This window comes from Aliiglaciecola sp. NS0011-25 (genome assembly GCF_040370605.1).
Taxonomy (GTDB): Bacteria; Pseudomonadota; Gammaproteobacteria; order Enterobacterales; family Alteromonadaceae; genus Aliiglaciecola; species Aliiglaciecola lipolytica_A.
This window is the reverse complement of the sequence record NZ_BAABWR010000003.1, coordinates 94,355-113,309: the sequence shown is the minus strand read 5'-3', so window position 1 is coordinate 113,309 and position 18,955 is coordinate 94,355. Positions and strand designations below refer to the sequence as shown.

General features: G+C 40.4%; 17 protein-coding genes. 5 read left to right on the top strand and 12 right to left on the bottom strand.

The genetic code is table 11. The features are described 5' to 3' along the window. Nucleotides 1-19: 19 nt before the first annotated feature. From nspC to ABWV72_RS03580, 8 genes are all read right to left on the bottom strand, one after another. A complete protein-coding gene (gene nspC, locus ABWV72_RS03615; protein WP_342806976.1) occupies nucleotides 20-1,159 on the bottom strand; it encodes a carboxynorspermidine decarboxylase in 1,140 nt (379 codons plus the stop codon). 14 nt (nucleotides 1,160-1,173) lie between these two features. Then, nucleotides 1,174-2,376 carry a saccharopine dehydrogenase family protein gene (locus ABWV72_RS03610; RefSeq protein ID WP_216046907.1) on the bottom strand — a complete coding sequence of 401 codons (1,203 nt, stop codon included), beginning with the start codon at nucleotides 2,374-2,376 and terminating at the stop codon, nucleotides 1,174-1,176. A gap of 112 nt (nucleotides 2,377-2,488) precedes the next feature. Continuing rightward, nucleotides 2,489-3,100, bottom strand: a complete 612-nt coding sequence (gene pnuC / locus ABWV72_RS03605) for a nicotinamide riboside transporter PnuC (protein ID WP_216046906.1) — start codon at nucleotides 3,098-3,100, stop codon at nucleotides 2,489-2,491. Further along, nucleotides 3,087-4,061, bottom strand: coding sequence for a 1-aminocyclopropane-1-carboxylate deaminase/D-cysteine desulfhydrase (locus ABWV72_RS03600; RefSeq protein WP_353368765.1), 975 nt, complete (start codon nucleotides 4,059-4,061; stop codon nucleotides 3,087-3,089). The genes pnuC and ABWV72_RS03600 overlap by 14 nt, the downstream gene beginning before the upstream one ends. Nucleotides 4,062-4,083: 22 nt before the next feature. Continuing rightward, complete coding sequence (gene aceK, locus ABWV72_RS03595; protein WP_303500524.1) at nucleotides 4,084-5,790, bottom strand: bifunctional isocitrate dehydrogenase kinase/phosphatase; 1,707 nt, start codon at nucleotides 5,788-5,790, stop codon at nucleotides 4,084-4,086. A 310-nt stretch (nucleotides 5,791-6,100) separates the two neighbouring features. Next, the gene (locus ABWV72_RS03590) at nucleotides 6,101-6,670 is read right to left on the bottom strand and encodes a gamma-glutamylcyclotransferase (RefSeq protein ID WP_353368763.1); all 570 of its coding nucleotides are present in this window, start codon (nucleotides 6,668-6,670) and stop codon (nucleotides 6,101-6,103) included. An 87-nt stretch (nucleotides 6,671-6,757) separates the two neighbouring features. Beyond that, nucleotides 6,758-7,483, bottom strand: a complete 726-nt coding sequence (locus ABWV72_RS03585; protein WP_216046902.1) for a siderophore-interacting protein — start codon at nucleotides 7,481-7,483, stop codon at nucleotides 6,758-6,760. A 25-nt stretch (nucleotides 7,484-7,508) separates the two neighbouring features. Next, the gene (locus tag ABWV72_RS03580) at nucleotides 7,509-7,964 is read right to left on the bottom strand and encodes a DUF2798 domain-containing protein (protein ID WP_353368760.1); all 456 of its coding nucleotides are present in this window, start codon (nucleotides 7,962-7,964) and stop codon (nucleotides 7,509-7,511) included. Nucleotides 7,965-8,063: 99 nt separating this feature from the next. Between ABWV72_RS03580 and ABWV72_RS03575 the strand changes: the two genes are divergently transcribed. Beyond that, the gene (locus ABWV72_RS03575; protein WP_353368758.1) at nucleotides 8,064-8,477 is read left to right on the top strand and encodes a MarR family winged helix-turn-helix transcriptional regulator; all 414 of its coding nucleotides are present in this window, start codon (nucleotides 8,064-8,066) and stop codon (nucleotides 8,475-8,477) included. A 455-nt stretch (nucleotides 8,478-8,932) separates the two neighbouring features. Here the strand turns inward: ABWV72_RS03575 and ABWV72_RS03570 are convergent, their stop codons facing one another. Further along, a complete protein-coding gene (locus ABWV72_RS03570) occupies nucleotides 8,933-9,343 on the bottom strand; it encodes a universal stress protein (protein ID WP_216046899.1) in 411 nt (136 codons plus the stop codon). A gap of 608 nt (nucleotides 9,344-9,951) precedes the next feature. On the opposite strand from ABWV72_RS03570, the gene thrA reads away from it, so the two are divergent. The 4 genes from thrA to ung are packed head-to-tail and all read left to right on the top strand — an operon-like array spanning nucleotide 9,952 to nucleotide 15,363. Beyond that, on the top strand, nucleotides 9,952-12,414 hold the full coding sequence (thrA, locus tag ABWV72_RS03565) for a bifunctional aspartate kinase/homoserine dehydrogenase I (RefSeq protein WP_353368755.1): 2,463 nt from the start codon (nucleotides 9,952-9,954) through the stop codon (nucleotides 12,412-12,414). Between the two features lie 3 nt (nucleotides 12,415-12,417). After that, a complete protein-coding gene (gene thrB, locus ABWV72_RS03560; protein WP_353368753.1) occupies nucleotides 12,418-13,365 on the top strand; it encodes a homoserine kinase in 948 nt (315 codons plus the stop codon). Nucleotides 13,366-13,413: 48 nt separating this feature from the next. After that, nucleotides 13,414-14,700 carry a threonine synthase gene (gene thrC / locus ABWV72_RS03555; protein WP_216046896.1) on the top strand — a complete coding sequence of 429 codons (1,287 nt, stop codon included), beginning with the start codon at nucleotides 13,414-13,416 and terminating at the stop codon, nucleotides 14,698-14,700. Then, on the top strand, nucleotides 14,701-15,363 hold the full coding sequence (gene ung / locus ABWV72_RS03550) for a uracil-DNA glycosylase (RefSeq protein WP_216046895.1): 663 nt from the start codon (nucleotides 14,701-14,703) through the stop codon (nucleotides 15,361-15,363). It abuts the gene before it with no gap. 54 nt (nucleotides 15,364-15,417) lie between these two features. Here ung and ABWV72_RS03545 read toward each other — a convergent pair whose 3' ends face one another. The 3 genes from ABWV72_RS03545 to tal form a co-directional block, all read right to left on the bottom strand. Then, nucleotides 15,418-15,588, bottom strand: a complete 171-nt coding sequence (locus tag ABWV72_RS03545) for a DUF3545 family protein (protein ID WP_216046894.1) — start codon at nucleotides 15,586-15,588, stop codon at nucleotides 15,418-15,420. Between the two features lie 299 nt (nucleotides 15,589-15,887). After that, nucleotides 15,888-17,534 carry a glucose-6-phosphate isomerase gene (gene pgi, locus ABWV72_RS03540; RefSeq protein WP_216046893.1) on the bottom strand — a complete coding sequence of 549 codons (1,647 nt, stop codon included), beginning with the start codon at nucleotides 17,532-17,534 and terminating at the stop codon, nucleotides 15,888-15,890. A 103-nt stretch (nucleotides 17,535-17,637) separates the two neighbouring features. Beyond that, a complete protein-coding gene (tal, locus tag ABWV72_RS03535; RefSeq protein WP_342806992.1) occupies nucleotides 17,638-18,591 on the bottom strand; it encodes a transaldolase in 954 nt (317 codons plus the stop codon). Nucleotides 18,592-18,955 lie beyond the last annotated feature (364 nt).

The window sequence follows — 18,955 nt, the reverse complement described above, 5'->3', positions numbered from 1 at the left end:
TGTTAAAACCGAATAACGATCAAGATAGGCGGTTTCTAAAATCTTCGTAGTTAAATTGGCGAATCAGCTCGAATTCCCCTGTGTTACGAATAATGCCAATTGCTGGGTGCTCGACGCCATTAAAGAATGTTGTTTTCACCATGGTGTAATGGATCATATCTTCAAAAATAACCCGCTCGCCTATCGCTAACTTGTGGTCGAAGCTATAGGTGTCGATAACATCACCTGCTAAACATGAGTTGCCACCTAGTTTATAATCGAAGGCTTTTTCTCCTGGCTCGCCAGCGCCTGTTACAGCAGGGCGATAAGGCATCTCTAATACATCTGGCATATGACCCGTTGCGGAAATATCCAAAATCGCAATTTGTCCTTCATTTTCGACAATATCCACAACTTCGGAAACCAAACTACCGGTTTGCCAAGCTACAGCCGAACCTGGTTCAAGAATTATATGAATATGTGGATGTCGTTGTTTAAACTGCACCAAGGTGTCAATGAGATGCTCAAGGTTATAACCTTGTTTGGTCATCAAGTGACCCCCACCGAGGTTTAACCATTGAATATCAGGTAGCCATTTTGCAAAACGTTTTTCCACTGCTAGCAACGTCCGCTCGGTGGCATAAGAGTCGCATTCACACAAATTGTGTACGTGAAACCCGTCTATGCCAGTTAAGTCTGCACCTTCCAAGTCGGCTACACGAATCCCTAAACGGGAGCCTGGTGCGCTAGGGTCGTACAATTCTGTTTCAGCTTCGCGGTGTTCTGGATTTACCCGTATTCCTGCTGAAATACCTTTAGCCAAAACTTGCTCTTTATAGCGTTGCCACTGAGTTAAACTATTGAATGAAATGTGATTCACTAAATTCAATAATTCATCCATGTCTGCCGGTTTATAAGCCGGCGAGAACGCATGGACTTCTTTACCCATTTCAAACTTGGCAAGCTTGGCTTCCCAAACTGAACTGGCGGTACAACCTTTTAAATATTTACCTACAAGATCAAAGGTTGACCACATAGCAAAACCTTTAAGAGCGAGAATAATATCGACCTCAGCTTCTCGCTGTACTCGTTCCATTATCTGCAAATTGCGTTCGAGTTTAGACTCTTCACACACATAACAAGGAGAAGGAATAGCGGGGTTTAACATTATATCGCTCAAGGTTTTGCTCCCAATTAGCGTTTAAAAGGACTTTGTTCGCACTCAATCACGTGCCAAGGTAGCCCATGTTGATTAAGCATGTCCATGAACGGGTCTGGATCAAATTGTTCCATATTCCAAACACCTTCACCTTTCCAAGTACCGTTTAACATAAGCGCTGCACCAATCATCGCTGGCACACCTGTTGTGTAAGAAACGGCTTGTGCGCCAACCTCTTCAAAACAGGCTGCGTGGTCACAGTTGTTGTAGATAAAGATGGTTTTTTCTTTACCGTCTTTAATACCTGTGATGTATGTGCCTATGCAGGTCATACCGGTATAACCTTCGGCAAGTGAACCTGGGTTTGGCAATACAGCTTTTAAGAATTCAAGAGGCACAATTTTTTGGCCTTGGAAGTCAATTGGCTCAATGCTTGTCATGCCTATACCTTCAAGCACGTTCAAGTGGTTTAAGTAAGCATCACCAAATGTCATCCAAAAACGTGCACGTTTCAAGGTTGGAAAATGTTTTACAATAGATTCCAATTCTTCGTGAAACATTAAATAAGAGGCTCTAACCCCAATATTTTGGTAATCAAGGTCTTCTCTGACACTTAATGGATCTGTTTCTTTCCATTGGCCATTTTCCCAAAAACGTCCTCGTTGAGTTATTTCGCGAATATTGATTTCTGGGTTGAAGTTAGTTGCAAAGGCTTGACCATGGTCGCCGCCATTACAATCGACAATATCCAGATAATGAATTTCATCAAAATAATGTTTAGCAGCGTAAGCGGTATAAACGTTAGTCACACCAGGATCGAAGCCACTACCTAAAAGCGCCATGATGCCTTTATCTTTAAATCGATCTTGATACGCCCACTGCCATGAATACTCAAATTTAGCTTCATCTTTAGGCTCGTAGTTGGCAGTATCTAAGTAGTTTGTTCCGGTAGCAAGACAGGCATCCATAATCGGCAGGTCTTGATAAGGTAGGGCTAGGTTGATAAGCAAATCAGGTTTAACTTTGTTGATCAAAGCTTCAACTTCTGCGGCATTATCAGCATCAACAGCATAAACTGCTTTCACACGGTCTGCGCCCACTTCAGCTTGTAAAGCTTCGCATTTGGACACGGTTCTGCTGGCCAAATAGATTTCATCGAAATGCTCTGGCATACGGGCACATTTTTTTATGGTTACTGCAGCAACGCCGCCAGCACCGATGATCAAAACACGAGACATATTAGCTTCCTTTTATCCAAGCTGAAAATTTTGCGCATGCTAACATTGCTAGCTAAAGACGCAATAGGCGAATGCAAAAATATAGACACTTTATTGATGTAATCCAAGTAGCTTATGCAACCTGTGAGGTATTTTTGTGGTAAATCCGCCACCATTGATATTGGCCGATACAAGCCATCACTAAGAAACATAAATAAAGTACGGATGTTGGATACAAATCTTTCTGCCAATAAACCCAAATGGCAACCACATCAACCACAATCCAAAAACTCCAGTTATACAGCTTTTTATGGGACATCAACCATTGAGCAACTAAACTTACACAGGTGGTAAATGCATCAAAGTAAGGTAGGCTTGCATCGGTATTGTTGGCCATAACCCATCCCCATAACAGCGTTGCAATAATCGCCAATGTCGCGATTTGCAAATAGTATCTTTGGCTTCCATGATCGACAATCACATGACCGCCGTCATCTAAATTTTTAGACCAAATCCAATATCCATATATTTGAAAGCCAACATAGATGAGATGCAGGATCATGTCGGAGTACAGTTTTACATCGTAAAAAATATAACTGTACAAACTAACCTGAATCAGGCCGAAGAAAAAACACCAAATACTGCGTTTTATGATCAGAAAGACGCATAAAAAACCGCTGACAGTCGCTATCCACTCAATCGGTGACGCGCCTGCAAAACCCGCTAGCCATTCAGTCCACTGCATGCTTATTCCTTTTTGTCATAATATTCGCTAGAGCTCGTTTCCCTTGAAGTCCGCCGGTATGCAGAGCGAGGATTTTAGATCCTGCAGGAAAATGGTTGCTCTCTACCAATTGGCGTAATCCCCAAAATAACTTACCTGAATAAATGGGTTCGATTGGGATATTATTATCTTGTTCAAATTGCTCACAAAAAGCGATAAGTTCTGGCGTCTTTTTGGCATAGCCACCAAAGTGAAAATCGGAATTAAGTTGCCAATCTGTCGATGCTTTTTGGCCATTCAATTGTTTCTTACTCTCATTCGGCAAAAACTGGTTCACTAATTCGTGTAAATAGTCATGTCCTTTTAACACACCTATGCCTAACACCCTGGTTTTGCTGTTTTGAGTTGCTTGGATTAACCCTGCCATAGTGCCACCACTGGCAACCGGCGCAACTATCAGATCAAATTCTTGGGTCAATTCTGTAACGATAGACGCAACGCCGCTCAAGGCTTGGTGTTGTGAACCACCTTCTGGAATTATCAATGAATTGGGATGGTTTTGGCGCAGGACTTCAAGGTAAGTATTGTCGGTGCGCTTCGCATAGGTGATTTTGTTGACCCACTCCAATTGTGCACCCCAACGTTCAAGGTCGTTGAGCATGGGCGTCATATTTTGTGAATAATCCCCTCTGATGACGGCTAACAAAGGGATATTTAACTTTTGGCAGCAAAAACCTAAAGCATGTAAATGATTAGAATGGCCACCTCCAAAACTGATAATTTTTGCTGGTGGTGAATGCGCAGCACTGAACAATGTTTGGCTGAGCTTGCGCCATTTATTACCCGAAATAATTGGGTGGATTAAATCGTCCCGTTTAATCCAAACTTCGACTCCATGATCATTTTTCCAGTTTAACCTAAGCTGCTGTTCTGCAGAGGGGAGCTGGATTCCAAGCTCTTGAGTTAATTTGCTAGCAGTCACTGAGGCTATATTCCCTTGCGGTTTACTGGCGTTTGAAACGCAATTCTGAGCTATAGGGCGTAAAATGTTGCACTGTCCCTGTTGCAGCTTTGTTTTGTGCTTCAATCCAATATTTTGCAGTCATCAAGTCTGGATGTAATTTTTTAAGGAGATCTTTTAAGTGGCGTTTTCCGACAATGAAATGTTCAAATTGTTCTGGAAAAACATCTTCTGGAGAAACTGACAGTGTGTCCATCGCAAAAGGGTCGTCTGATTTAGGAAGTTCTCTAAACGTACGTTGATTCATCAAACAAATTTCATCGTAATCATAGAAAATCACGCGGCCATGACGGGTAACCCCAAAGTTCTTATGCAACATATCGCCAGGAAATATATTGGCGGCGGCGATTTGTTTAATGCACAATCCCAAATCATTGATAGCATTGTAAATTTTTGTTTCATCGGTTTCAGTTTGCAAAAAAATATTTAAAGGAGTCATCTTACGTTCTATGTAGACGTGTTTGATGATAACTTCGTCTTCCTTAATTTCTATATTTTTACCTGCAACGGCTTGCAACTCTTCTAGTAAAGCCGGCTCCATTCGGTGTTTCGGCAGTCGGAAGTTAACGTATTCATGGGTATCTGCCATGCGTCCTACACGATCTGTGGTTTTGACCAAACGGTAGCATTCTCTGACTTGTTCGCGAGTGACTCTCTTACTCTCTGGAAATTCATCTTTTATAATTTTAAAGACTACTCCGTAAGACGGTAAATGGAACACTGCCATTACTAATCCGCGAATCCCAGGGGCAATGCTAAATTGGTCGTCGGTATTCTCTAAGTGCTGTAGAAAATTGCGATAAAAGACGGTTTTACCGTGTTTATAATGACCAATTGACATATACAGTTCGAAATTCTTTTTGTTAGGCATTAACTCTTGTAGAAAAGCTACTATTTCAGCTGGATACAAGGTATCTGCCATAAAGTAGGCGCGGGCAAAACCAAAGATGACGCTCAAGTCTTTATTACTGGTTAGCAAAGCATCTATCTGAAGTTCATTTTTCTCATTGATCAATAAAGCGATAACGAAGGGAAGGGTTTCATCGGGCATACAAATTCGACCGATCAAATAAGCGGCCTTTCCGCGAAAAAACACCGGCTTTAATATCTCTACCGTATGTACCGAGGCCAGTTGAGCTTTGTCTAACCGTGCTCTAAGTGCTTGATCAAGTTGCTCGATATCACTTTGTTTATTTTCATAGGGAATAGAAAATCGGTACATGGCTAAAATCGCTTCCATCATCGAGCCGACAGTGCCGCTAGTATCAAAGCTATTGACTACTTTATGTTTATCTTGCCCAGGGATATAACACCGACTAGGCAAGACGAACATAATCTCTTCATCAATTTTATTGTGTTTATACAGTCTACCGATCACCGAATTATAAAAGGTTTCGGCCAATTCATATTGGGGATGTTGCTCTAATTGAAGGGCGAAAAGGTTTTTAACTTGATGCCAGAATTGATGGGTCTGTTGGCGTGGGTTAATCAATGCATAAAGCTCAGAAATAGTATCAGCTAAACTTTGTTCATAAATAGATATGCGTTCTTTTACCGCAAGCTGGGTGGCTTGCCATTGAGCTTGCTCGAAACGTTGTTTTGCCCCAGAGGTGATTCTACAAAACCAACGGTAGTTTTTTTCAAAACCATAAAGTATCTGATAGGCCACTTTTTCTTGAATGCTTGGCATAGCTTCTGTCACAGTATAAATTTGATTAAAGTGTTATTGAAACACAAAACTATCTAATAATAAGTAAAAAAGTGAGGTGCTGAACTTTGCTGTGTTAATTTGTGATGATTCAGCTATAGGACGCAAATAGTGCAACGGAGTTTTCGTTATTGTTTTATCTGGTGATATTCAACCTGAAATGTAGGCGAAAGTAGCAAAACTCGGCTCCATTGAGTTTATCGAAAAACCGCCGGATAAAAACAAACCTCAAGAGGTGCTTTATACGTGTAGGCGTTACTAAATTGTCTTTGTTATTAAACTTCGATTTATTCTATGATTTTTCCAAACTTTTAAGTAAAGATTTGATTTGGAATACATGCTCGTCAACTTCATCATGCTCTTTTAGCGCGGCTTCGAGTTCATACACATAATCACGATTTAATCCGCTGGGCCCAGATGAATTGAATATTTGTTTTGCAATGTATTCAATACTCGCTTCACCTAAATAGGCTGCATTATCAGGGCTAGCAATGTAAATTAATCCATTTACGATCCGGTTATTTGATAAATGAATAGGGATTTCATGGCGCAGGTAGCCATTTTTCTCGCGATGATCTAATTGTTCAAAAACTTCATGGTTTACTTTAAAGGCCCTACCAAAACATCGCTCCCCTTGAACGGGAGTTAGTGTGAGTACTCTTCCAGGGCTTTCAGGTGTGCCACGGTGATCATGACTTCCTTGCCAAAAACGCCGCGCATATCCATTAATGTACGCATATTCACTGGCTATATAATCAAAGTCTACCTTGTATATGAGAGAGCCATAGCCGAATAGCCAGATTTCATCATAGTCAGCTAGATTCTGACGTTGTTTGTTAATTGCTTGGGTATCGAAAGCCATCTAAAAATACTATTCTGTTACTGTAATCTCGAAATTACCCCACACTTTACACCAGATTTTTAGTAAAAGAATCCAATCTAGACCGTACTATTTTTTCTGATTCCAATAGGCGCTAGCGTACAACTTATTTTTATCATACTGACAGTGTTCATTTAGATGAGCCTTCAATTGCCTGACAATGCTAGCCTCTGCTGCGATAAAAATAGCAGTGTCGCGCAGCTCTCTAGGCTGTGATGATAATGCTGATAAAAAGTCTTTAGTTAACTTATCAGGGGTAATAAACCAGTTAATTTTAATGCCTTCGGGGGCGTCTAACGCCTGTTTATCTGATAATTCAGGTACTTGAATCCATGCCTTGCCTTGCGCGTTCTTAGGCAATTGTTCTAATGTGCCAGCGATAGCGGGCAGGGCGGTTATATCACCAAAGAATAGATGATTAGCGGCATTTAAATCTGGATGTTTTGTGTCTCCCGGCCCTGCAATCCCTAGATAATCACCAGGCTTGGCATTAGCCGCCCAATTGCTGGCTAAACCTTGGTGATCATGGACTGCAAAATCTAATGTTAATTGAGAATTTACGCTATCAAAGTCACGCACAGTATAGGAACGCATCCATTTTTTAAAACCGATATACATACCTAGTTTAGGCATCTTTTGCGGTGAATTGGGATTCGGAAAGATTGCTTTCACATGCGCGCTTTTTTTATCGTTAGGAAAATCTACAAGTTCGTCTCCAGCTAACACGATGCGTCTCATGTGGGGAGACAAATCAATCACCGATTTCACTGTTGTCATACGCATTCTTGGACCCATGGTTTGCTCCTTTATAAATTGATAATTAAATAGATGATTCAGCTAAAAAGCGCTGAAGTTTAGGACGAATCACAAATACCATTAAGCAAGCAAAAGCTAGCCCTACTGGCAGTGCGTATAAGAAGCTTGTGATGATTAGGCTGCTGTACTGAGCGAAAGTCACATAATCATGATTGAGCAATGTTGTGATAACCGCCATTAATGACTCCATTGTGATGGCCATCAAAATCCCGTGTAACAGCTTTTTTTGTATATTCGTAAGAGCTGAAAAAAACTGCTCCACCAATTTGTTCATTGCTAAAAAAATAACGCCACCGGCAGGTAGCATCACTGCAATGGCAAACATAAATGAATTAATCCATGTGACTAAAAAATTTTGTGTTGGCTGTAAATTTGCGTATGTCATAATAGCGGTAATTGAAGCAACTAAAGTGCTGACAATAGTTAAAATCACCAATACATTTTTTAACTTAATTTGCATTTCTATACCTAATAAAATAAAGTTGATAAAGTCTACTATATTGATTTTGGTTGATATTGTCAACTATGTTGTTGGCAATGACATTCAGGTGGAAAACTAATGGAATTAAATGAAGCGCTTTTTAGCCTTTTACATACTGTGCGCAATACTATTATTGAGCAGGTTAAACAATTAGATTCAGACTTATCCCCCATGCATTTGAAGTCATTAAAGGTGATTTCAAAGATTGATGACTGCACGGGACAAAAGTTGGCCACCTTTATGGTCCGCGATAAAGCACAGATAAATCGTTTGATTAAAGAACTAGTGAATCAGGAATTGGTGATCAAAAGCTGTAATGAAAATGATGGTCGTAGTCAAATTTTATCGTTATCTAGCCGCGGTAAAAAATTCATCGACAAATTTAATAAAATCGAAAAACAAGTGTTTGACACTATGCTCAAAGATATTGAACCTGACGAAGTAGCGAACTTTATTGAGCTGGCTAAAAAGTTTAAAAGTAACTTAAAATAAATGAAGTTAAGCCAAGTCCGCATAGAACAAGACGCAGGAATGCAAAGATAATTGTCAGAATGCAAAAGGCCAGCAAATTTGAAGTGACCCCATTAAGTTGGACTCATTTCTAAGCGGCAATCAAGGCCTGATTTCGATATTGTATCGGACTAAGGCCTTTCAAATTAGCAAAGGTGTCGTTAGATTAACTTTTCAAACGACGACGGCTTGCACCTATACCTGCAAATCTATTTGAGTGTTAGGCAAATGCTCGTCAGTGCGGCATTGTTCGAAGCTGAAGTGCTATTCGGTTACTTAATATAATAATGGATACCATGCCTCCCTAAACCAGCTTCCTTGTTATTAACAAGATTGCCAAACGAATAAAGCAAAGTGATGGTAATCATTTATCAGATTATACATTTATTGTTACCTGCGAACTCGCAGGTAACAATGGCTAGAATGTAAATTCGCGCTTATTTGATGGATTTTGCGATTCTTACTAAAGAAACATCGCAATCGGCATAGTTAGCGACGCCATTAGCGGTAGAACCGATTAATGCTTGAATGCCTTTTTTAGAATGAGTTCCTAGCATAATCAAGTCTGCTTTTCTTTTGATGGCTTCATTGCATATCAATTCATAAGGTTTACCTACCTTAATAATGCGATTCTTTTTAGGAATATTGAAGTCTGCACATAATTCTTCAATTTTTGGCGATATTTTGTCCTTCAATTCTTTCTGGTAATCCTTGGGCAATAACTTGTAGGGTAATACATGCATAACAATTAATTTGCTGCCGTAAAGACCTGCCATCTCAGCTGCTTTGGCTAATACGAGTTTTCCTTCTGTGGATGCTTCGATAGCACATAGGATAGTTTTATACATAATTGCTCCTTATTTGTTATCAATGTGAAGTCTTTCTAGTTCCTTATATTACTCACAATATAACTGTAAATATATGATGTAAATCAATATTAGCTAGTATTTGGGGCAGTGCTTAGAATACAACTAAAATTCGTTCAACGATAAATACCCATTGCTGGAGAAGAGAGCCATAACGCTTCTCATCTACAGCGGACTGTACGAGGCTAATATGAATGCTGTGATTGTTCCAAATCTGGATTAAATATTAGGGTGGGTTATTTATTTGACCAAATATGGGAGAAAAGCCCTATTCAATCCATTTAATTCTACCTTAGAGTAAATAGATCAGTATAAAACAATAACAAATCTCCCATTGACGGTTGACATATAGACGTCTATACGGCAAATTGAACCCCATGAAAACAATAATAAGCACCATCGGCATGATTATGATTACCACCTCAAATGAGTTGGTCGCTGGCTAGTGCGTAAAGAAATTTAAAAAAGCCCGCGACTCAAGCGGGCTTTTTGTTATTTACAGCAAAATTATATGCCACATTCACATGGTTGAAGTGCGAAATTAAAATGCGAATCTAAAGCAGCGGAACAGAAGTAAACAGGAGCAATAAATGAAGGTGTTGAAATTTGGTGGCTCTTCAATGGCTGACGCTAAACGGTATTTGTCAGTTAAAGACATCAGCTTAGCGAGCCATGAAGAAAACGGTGCAGCAGTGGTTCTATCAGCTCCCAAAGGGGTGACAAATGCATTGTCGTTGTTGTGTGAACAAGCAAGTGCGGGAAGCGACTTTGGCGAATTGTATGCCAAATTAGAAATGACATTAAATGGTATTGCCAGCGATTTAGCAGCCCAATTGCCTGCTTTTCGTAAAGCTCGTTTGAGCGGCTTTATTGACACGATTTTAGTCGAGTTGAAACAGCATTTAGATGGCATTCAGTTATTGCGTTGTGCTCCAGACCAAATTACCGCCAAAATTTTAAGTATGGGCGAATATGTGAGTGTGAATATTTTCAGTGAAATATTGAACTCCCTTGGCCAGAAAAACCACATTATTGATCCTGTAGATTACATTGTTGCCGAAGGTGAATATTTAGATAGTATCGCCGATGTTGCAGTGAGCAAAGCGCGCTTCTCGGATTTTGTTTACGATAAATCTGAAATCTTGATTATGCCAGGTTTTGTAGCGGTAAACGCCGAAGGCGAGAAAGTGACACTTGGACGCAATGGTTCAGACTATTCCGCCGCCATTCTTGCGGCCTGCTTAGACGCGGAATGTTGTGAAATATGGACCGATGTTGATGGGGTTTACAATGCGGATCCTAATCAAGTAGATGGTGCCGTGTTACTAGACAAACTAACCTATCAAGAAGCCATGGAATTGTCTTACTTTGGCGCAAAAGTTTTGCATCCAAAAACCATTGGTCCTATTGCTCAACATCACATTCCTTGTTTAATTCGTAACACCTTAAACCCTGCTGCTCCTGGGACATTAATTGGTAAAGAGTCCAGTGAAATTTGGACAAGCGTCAAAGGTATTTCTCATCTTGATGATATGACAATGTTCAATGTCGCCGGCCCCGGTATGAAAGGCATGGTTGGTATGGCTAGTCGTGTTTTTGAAGTAATGTCTAACGCGAATATTTCCATCAGCTTGATTACCCAGTCCTCGTCCGAGTACAGCATTAGCTTCTGTATTCACAGTAAAGACGCTGAAAAGGCACAAAATTTATTGGAAGATGCTTTTGCATTGGAACTGGCGAATAATTTGTTGGATCCAATTGAAGTAAGACATGAACTTGCGATTGTTACCCTTGTGGGTGACGGCATGCGCCATTCTAAAGGTTTAGCAGCTAAGTTTTTCAGTTCATTGGCTCAGGCTAGAGTGAACAATGTCGCTATTGCTCAAGGCTCTTCTGAGCGATCAATCTCTACAGTAATTGAAAAAAATCGAGCTAAAGAGGCAGTGAAAGTTGTGCATCAGAATTTTTTCTCAAATTCCCACTCCATTGATATTTTCCTTGTGGGGTGCGGCAATGTAGGAAAAGAGTTATTGCAGCAAATGGCCCGTCAACAACAACCCTTGTTTGAACGCGGAATTAGTTTAAAAGTGTACGGTATCGCCAATAGTCGCAAGTTACTATTGCAAGCTGGCGGTATTGATTTACACAGTAGTTGGCAAGCTCAACTAGATAGTGCAGACAAGTCACTGTCTATTGAAAATTTAAGTGACTTTGTACAACAAAATAGCTTAATTAACCCTGTGATTATCGACTGTACTAGCAATGAACACATTGCCGGTCAGTACGCAGATTTCATGTCTGCCGGTTTCCACGTGGTCACTCCCAACAAAAAAGCCAATACCCGTGACATCGCTTACTATAAAAAGCTACGTTCTATGGCGCAGGAAACCAACCGCCAGTTTTTATATGAAACCACTGTAGGTGCTGGACTACCGGTCATCGACAATTTGCAAAAACTTATTTATGCAGGTGATGAATTAAAACGCTTTGAAGGTATCCTTTCTGGTTCATTGTCGTTCGTGTTTGGAAAGTTAGATGAAGGCCACAGCCTTTCGGAGGCAACCCAAATTGCTAAGCAGAATGGCTTTACTGAACCTGACCCTCGTGATGATTTGTCGGGTATGGATGTTGCCAGAAAACTATTGATCATGGCCCGTGAAGCAGATTTAGAATTAGAGTTAACGGATATTGAAATTGAATCAGTATTACCAAACAGCTTTGATGCCAGCGGTACTATTGATGAGTTTATGGCAAACTTGCCTAGTTTGGATGGGCATTATCAAAAATTGGTTGAAGATGCTAAAGCACAAGGGCAAGTTTTACGTTATGTGGGCTCAATTGAAAAAGGTCAGTGCAAGGTTGCATTAAAAGCCGTTGATAGCACCCACCCGTTGTATTCGATTAAAGAAGGTGAAAATGCCCTTGCCATACATAGTCATTATTATCAGCCTATTCCTTATGTAATTCGCGGATATGGCGCTGGTGCTACCGTGACTGCAGCAGGGGTTTTTGCTGATGTATTGCGCACCATGCCATGGAAACAGGATATCTAATCGATGAATAAAAGCATTACAGCTTACGCGCCAGCATCTATTGGCAATGTTAGTCTTGGTTTTGACTTGCTCGGGGCGGCATTAACCCCTATTGATGGCAGTCCATTGGGTGATCAGGTAGACGTAAGCTCTGCTGATACGTTTAGTTTAAAAGTAGAAGGGCGTTTTGCAGATAAATTACCTGCAGACCCCAAATCAAATATTGTTTTTGACTGCTACACTTTATTCACTGAAAAATTGCGTGAACGTGGTTTACCGACTGCCGAAGTGGCAATGGTACTGCGTAAGAATCTACCCATTGGTAGTGGTTTAGGTTCAAGTGCTAGTTCGATAGTGGCGGCGCTACACGGCCTAAATCAATTTTTTGATGAACCCTTTGATACAAACGAGTTATTATTGTTGATGGGTGAGTTGGAAGGCCAAATCAGCGGCAGCGTACATTACGACAATGTAGCACCATGTTTTGTCGGTGGATTAACCTTGATGAACAGTCAATCCGATCAAATTGCCTTGTCTTTACCGGTATTTGAAAACTGGTATTGGGTGGTCTGTTATTCAGGGATCAGTGTTTCGACCGCCGCAGCGCGAGATATTTTGCCTAAGCAAATTGCCATGGCCGAAACTATCACCTTTGGTCAGCAACTAGCTGTATTTGTAGACGCAAGCTATCGAAAAGATGAAGCGCTGGCAGCAGCGGTAATGAAAGATGTTTTAGCAGAACCTTATCGTAAGTCTTTACTGCCGAAGTTCGATGAAAGCAGAGATTTTGTAATGAGCAATGGAGGCTTAGCCTTCGGTATTTCAGGTTCAGGCCCAACTGTATTTGCAGTTTGTAATAATTTAGAGCAAGCACAAGGTATTCAACATTGGTTATCTGAAAACTATATTCAGAATGACACTGGTTTTAGTCATATTTGCCAGATTGATACGCAAGGTGCGGTTGTCTCATAAACCAGCCCTAAGATGCTGGTAAACCGATAAAATGAAGGTAGTAATCAAGTGGAATTGTTTAATTTAAAAGATGACAGCGACAAAGTAAGTTTCGCTGAAGCGGTAAAAAAAGGGTTAGGTAAAAACCAAGGACTTTACTTTCCAAAGGTTTTTCCTAAATTCGAAAATATCCAAGCAATCTTGGATATGCCATTCGTTCCCCGTTCAGTGGAAATATTGTCACAATTGATTGGCGATGAGCTTCCCAAACACGAAATTCAAAGCATTGTAGAGAAAGCTTTTTACTTTGAAGCGCCGTTGGCAAAAGTAACCGACGGTATCTATAGCCTCGAATTGTTCCATGGTCCGACACTAGCGTTTAAAGATTTTGGTGGCCGCTTTATGGCCCAAGTGCTGTCTGTGATTGCAAAAGGTGAACCTATTACTATCCTTACTGCTACCTCAGGTGATACCGGAGCTGCTGTGGCACATGCCTTTCATGGTTTAGATAATATTAATGTCGTGATTTTGTACCCTAAAGGCAAAATTAGCCTATTGCAGGAAAAACTATTCACGACACTGGGTGATAATATTCACACAGTTGCAATTGAAGATGATTTTGATGCTTGTCAGCAGTTGGTGAAAACATCATTTGATGATTTAGATGTACGCCAAGGTTTGCATTTAAATTCGGCAAACTCAATCAACATTAGCCGCTTGCTTGCGCAAGTTTGTTACTACTTTGAAGCCATTTCGCAGTTGTCAGAAGAAGAACGTGAAAACGTGGTAATTTCTGTGCCAAGCGGTAATTTTGGTAATTTAACCGCTGGTATGATTGCTAAAGTGATGGGGCTTCCAATTAAACGCTTTATTGCCGCGACTAATTCTAATGATACTGTTCCTCGTTATCTTAAAACGGGAGAATGGGATCCGAAAGCTACCGTAGCCACATTATCAAATGCAATGGATGTTAGTCAGCCTAATAACTGGCCAAGAATCGAAGCCTTAATTGAACGTGGTTTAATCGACAAAGAAATGTTGCAAGGCGATGCGGTTGATGAAGATTACACTCAAGTAGCGATGAAACAGTTGGCGCAACTTGGTTATGTGAGTGAGCCTCATGCCGCGATAGCATACAAATCGTTAACTCGTTTTATCGAGCCAGGTGAGACCGGTATATTCTTAGGGACTGCCCACCCAGCGAAATTCAGAGAAAGTGTAGAGAATGTGCTAGGACAACCTATTAGCTTGCCACAGCCATTGGCAGAATGTGCTGGTAAAGAAAGCTTCTCGGTAGAGCTGGCTAACGATTACGAGCAACTCAAGGCGCATTTGTTTAAAACATTGCAAGCGTAAATGCTTACTTGGGATGAAATAATTAAGGCTGAAAAAAAACAGCCTTACTTTCAACAGATGCAACAATTTATTGCGGCTGAACGTAAGGCGGGTAAAATCATTTACCCGCCTGCTGAGAATGTTTTCAGCGCATTCAATATTACCCCTTTTGCGGATGTTAAAGTCGTTATATTAGGTCAAGATCCCTATCATGGTCCTGGACAAGCACATGGCCTAAGTTTTTCCGTAGAATCAACCCTTAAAATCCCGCCGTCATTAAAGAATATTTACAAAGAGTTAGCGCAAGATATTGAAGGTTTTAGAATCCCAACCCATGGCAACTTGAAACAATGGGCACAGCAGGGTGTGTTACTGCTTAATACGGTATTAACGGTAGAGCAGGGCAAAGCCCACTCTCACGCAAAAATCGGCTGGGAGATCTTCACTGATAAAGTGATAAAACAACTGAATCAGAATCGGCAAGGCTTAGTGTTCTTATTGTGGGGAAGTCATGCACAAAAAAAAGGTCTGCTAGTTGAGCATGATCGTCAGCATGTTCTTAGTGCACCTCATCCATCGCCTTTGTCAGCACATAGGGGCTTCTTAGGATGCAAACACTTCTCCCAAGTGAATCAAATTCTGATACGCCAAGGCCACTCACCAATAAATTGGCAAATTGGTTAGATATCTATAGCTGCAAAAGAAAAGCCCCAACAATGTGGGGCTTTCGTTTATAAATTATAGGTTAGCTAATTCAGCTTCTAACGACATATCCATATCTTCGAGCTCTTTTCTTAGTTTATAGCGATCTTGAATCGCTTCTATTTCTCTCCACTTACGCTTTTTGCTTTTAGTTTTAGAAGGGCGGGATTCGGTGTCAATCATTGACAATAATTCTTTTGTATCCACTTTACGTCTCCATTTATTGTTTTTGGCGCAAATAAGGCTAGACAGTCAACTAGCATTTCCTACTCTAGTTTTCCTGTCCGAGTAATTATTTACCACAGGCGCTATAAAAATAAAACTATTACTTTTAGTTTTTGTTAATAAAACATGAATATTTGATGACAAAAAAGTGGAAGTTGCTGGTAAAGTGAGCGAATTGCAGTGTTTATGTTTAAAAATAGAACTCGTGTTAATAGCGGTTTGCTGCCTTTCATTGATGATAAATGGCGAGCAGCAAACCGTATTTTCAACAGGGTTGGCGATTAACTTTTATTGGCAGCCCTAAACGCAGAAATTAATTGATTTGTTGAACTATCAAAATCCAAACTGGCGTCGCTATTAACCAGTTTATCTAAAACTTGGTTACCCAGCACTTTTCCAAGCTCAACACCCCATTGGTCAAATGAGTTCACACCCCAAATCGCTCCTTGCACAAATACTTTGTGTTCATACATACACACTAGAGCACCAAGGGTCTTGGGATCTAGTTGGTCAAACAACAAAGTATTGCTCGGTTTGTTACCAGGCATAGTTTTATGGGTGGCTAATGACTGACGGGTTTGTTCATCTAAATTTGCACTTTCTAAATCGGCATAACACTCTTCATATGTTTTGCCTTGCATCAGAGCTTGGGTTTGACCAAAACAATTTGAAGCCAACATAGCGTGATGAGTGTCATCTTGATTATGTACGTTTAAAGGAAACATAAAATCAGCAGGGATAAGCACTTTCCCTTGATGAATTAATTGATGGAACGAGTGCTGGCCATTGGTTCCCTCGCTGCCCCAAATGACAGGTCCTGTGGCATAATCGATTTGCTCATTCAAACCTGCCACACATTTACCATTACTTTCCATATCCAATTGTTGAACGTAAGCTGGGAAACCACGTAAATAGTGATAGTAAGGCAGCAAAACATGACTTTGAGCGCCGTGGAAGTTGGTATACCAAATTCCAAGCAAGCCTAATAACATTGGTAGGTTTTGTTCTGGAGGAGCTTCTTTGAAGTGGCAATCCATCTCGTAAGCACCCTCAAGTAACTCACGATAATTTTGGTAGCCGATGGTTAACGCAATCGGTAAACCTATGGCTGACCAAAGTGAATAGCGGCCACCAACCCAATCCCACATCGGAAATATGTTATTTTCGTCCATCCCAAAATCTACAGCAGCCTTGACGTTAGATGAGACTGCTACAAAGTGCTTAGCAATATCGCTCTGACTGCCGCCTTGGTCAAGGAACCATTGTTTAGCCGTTAGGGTATTTTGCAATGTCTCTTGGGTCGTAAAGGATTTAGAGGACATCACAATCAAGGTGTCAGTATGATCAAGCTCAGACAACACATCTTGAATATGACAGCCATCCACATTGGCAACGTAATGTACCGAAATACCTTTATGCCAATAAGGCTTCAAGGCCTCAGACATGATTTTAGGGCCTAAAAATGAACCACCAATACCTATAGCAACAATATGTTTAATTGTTTTACCTGTATAGCCTAGGTGCGCACCAGAGTGGATTGAATGGACAAAGTCTTTAATCTTTTCTTGTGTTGCTAGAACTTCTGGCATTACATCTTCGCCATCGACTAAAACTGCTTCACCGGAAAAGTTTCTCAAAGCCGTATGCAGCACAGCTCTTTTTTCAGTGTGGTTAACAATCTTGCCTTCGAACATGGCGTCGCGCTTGGCCGTCACTTGTTGACTTTCAGCTAAACTAAACAATGCTTCAAGTATTTCTTGGTTTATTAAGTTTTTAGAATAATCTAGCTTGATGCCACAGCCTTCAAGGTAGTATTTAGCCGCTCTGGAGTGATCAGCATCGAACCAATCACGCATGTGTTGACCAGCTATTGAGCTAGCCAAATTCTCAAGGGTTTTCCATTGTTCACTTTGATTTACTAAAGACATTTATCAATTCTCTTTTATATCGGCGATTAAAGGTTGCTATATCATTTCAATTTTATATTGACCATAAGAAACACAAGTGTTCTATAGCTCAGGATAAATGAAATTACAAAAGCTCTTTCAACATAACTTCTAGTTTGTCTTGGTCTTTGGCAAAGTTGCGAATACCTTCAGCAAGCTTTTCCGTCGCCATTGGATCTTGGTTATGTTCCCATCTAAATTGACTTTCAGTTAGCTTTTCGCCAGGGGTTTTAGTGGCGCCTTTGTCTACTAATTTGGTTTCTAAGCCACCTTCAGTTTGTGAAAGTTCTTCAAGTAGATTTGGGCTAATGGTTAATCGGTCACAGCCTGCAAGCTCAATTATTTCGCCGGTATTACGGAAACTGGCACCCATAACAACAGTTTTATAACCGTGTTCTTTGTAGTACTGATAAATGTTGCTGACAGATACTACTCCTGGATCTTCATTCGCAGCGTAGCTATCTTTACCAGTGCTTGCTTTGTACCAATCAAGAATTCGTCCAACAAAAGGTGAAATCAGGAAAACCCCAGCTTCAGCACATGCTCTGGCTTGAGCAAAGCTGAATAACAACGTTAGGTTACAGTTAATACCTTCTTTTTCCAGAATTTCAGCAGCGCGAATTCCTTCCCAAGTAGAAGCAAGTTTAATTAAAACCCGCTCTTTACTCACGCCAGCTTGTTCATAAAGTCCGATTAATTTTTTCGCTTTGGCAATACTGCCTTGTGTATCGAAAGATAAGCGTGCATCTACTTCTGTTGATATACGACCTGGTACGATATTGACAATCTCTTTACCAATTTTAACCGCCAACATATCGCCAGCATCTTCTATTTGCTGTGTGACATCATCTGATTGGGTTTTTGCCCATGCAACGGAGTCTTCAATTAATGAACGATATTGCGGTAATTCAGCAGCTTTAAGTAACAAAGATGGGTTTGTAGTGGCATCAACAGGTTGATACTTTTTAATTGCTTCGATGTCACCAGTATCTGCCACGACTGTGGTGATTTCCCGTAAAGCTGCTAATTGATTTGTCATATAAACCTCTTTAGAAATGATTAATTTTGCAATCATCGATAGTCAGTTGTTATCAAGATTACGTCATGAAATATAGTAAACCTTTAGAATCACTCACAGGGTATAACTGTTGAGGTTTGGTTTCTACACTATCGGACATTGAACTATTAAAAAATAATGGCCATATTATAATAAATAAAAGTGGGCATTTATATGAGTTGTGAGTAATTACTCAAAATAGTTGTATGAACTCCTAGATTCTGACTCAGGGAGTTGCGATTAAATAAAAATTGAACTGTGAAATTTGTGCTTGTCAAAATGTTTAGTAAATACAATTAATGGTATAGTGATAGTTGCTCAGAACTTCATAATTAACGCCTATAAA

Coding starts and splice junctions, on each gene's coding strand:
- ABWV72_RS03585 (WP_216046902.1), bottom strand. CDS start 7,483: ATGGGTCCAAGAATGCGTATGACAACAGTGAAATCGGTGATTGATTTG.
- aceK (WP_303500524.1), bottom strand. CDS start 5,790: ATGCCAAGCATTCAAGAAAAAGTGGCCTATCAGATACTTTATGGTTTT.
- tal (WP_342806992.1), bottom strand. CDS start 18,591: ATGACAAATCAATTAGCAGCTTTACGGGAAATCACCACAGTCGTGGCA.
- thrA (WP_353368755.1), top strand. CDS start 9,952: ATGAAGGTGTTGAAATTTGGTGGCTCTTCAATGGCTGACGCTAAACGG.
- ABWV72_RS03580 (WP_353368760.1), bottom strand. CDS start 7,964: ATGCAAATTAAGTTAAAAAATGTATTGGTGATTTTAACTATTGTCAGC.
- ABWV72_RS03575 (WP_353368758.1), top strand. CDS start 8,064: ATGGAATTAAATGAAGCGCTTTTTAGCCTTTTACATACTGTGCGCAAT.
- ABWV72_RS03570 (WP_216046899.1), bottom strand. CDS start 9,343: ATGTATAAAACTATCCTATGTGCTATCGAAGCATCCACAGAAGGAAAA.
- ABWV72_RS03610 (WP_216046907.1), bottom strand. CDS start 2,376: ATGTCTCGTGTTTTGATCATCGGTGCTGGCGGCGTTGCTGCAGTAACC.
- pnuC (WP_216046906.1), bottom strand. CDS start 3,100: ATGCAGTGGACTGAATGGCTAGCGGGTTTTGCAGGCGCGTCACCGATT.
- ABWV72_RS03590 (WP_353368763.1), bottom strand. CDS start 6,670: ATGGCTTTCGATACCCAAGCAATTAACAAACAACGTCAGAATCTAGCT.
- thrB (WP_353368753.1), top strand. CDS start 12,418: ATGAATAAAAGCATTACAGCTTACGCGCCAGCATCTATTGGCAATGTT.
- pgi (WP_216046893.1), bottom strand. CDS start 17,534: ATGTCTTTAGTAAATCAAAGTGAACAATGGAAAACCCTTGAGAATTTG.
- ung (WP_216046895.1), top strand. CDS start 14,701: ATGCTTACTTGGGATGAAATAATTAAGGCTGAAAAAAAACAGCCTTAC.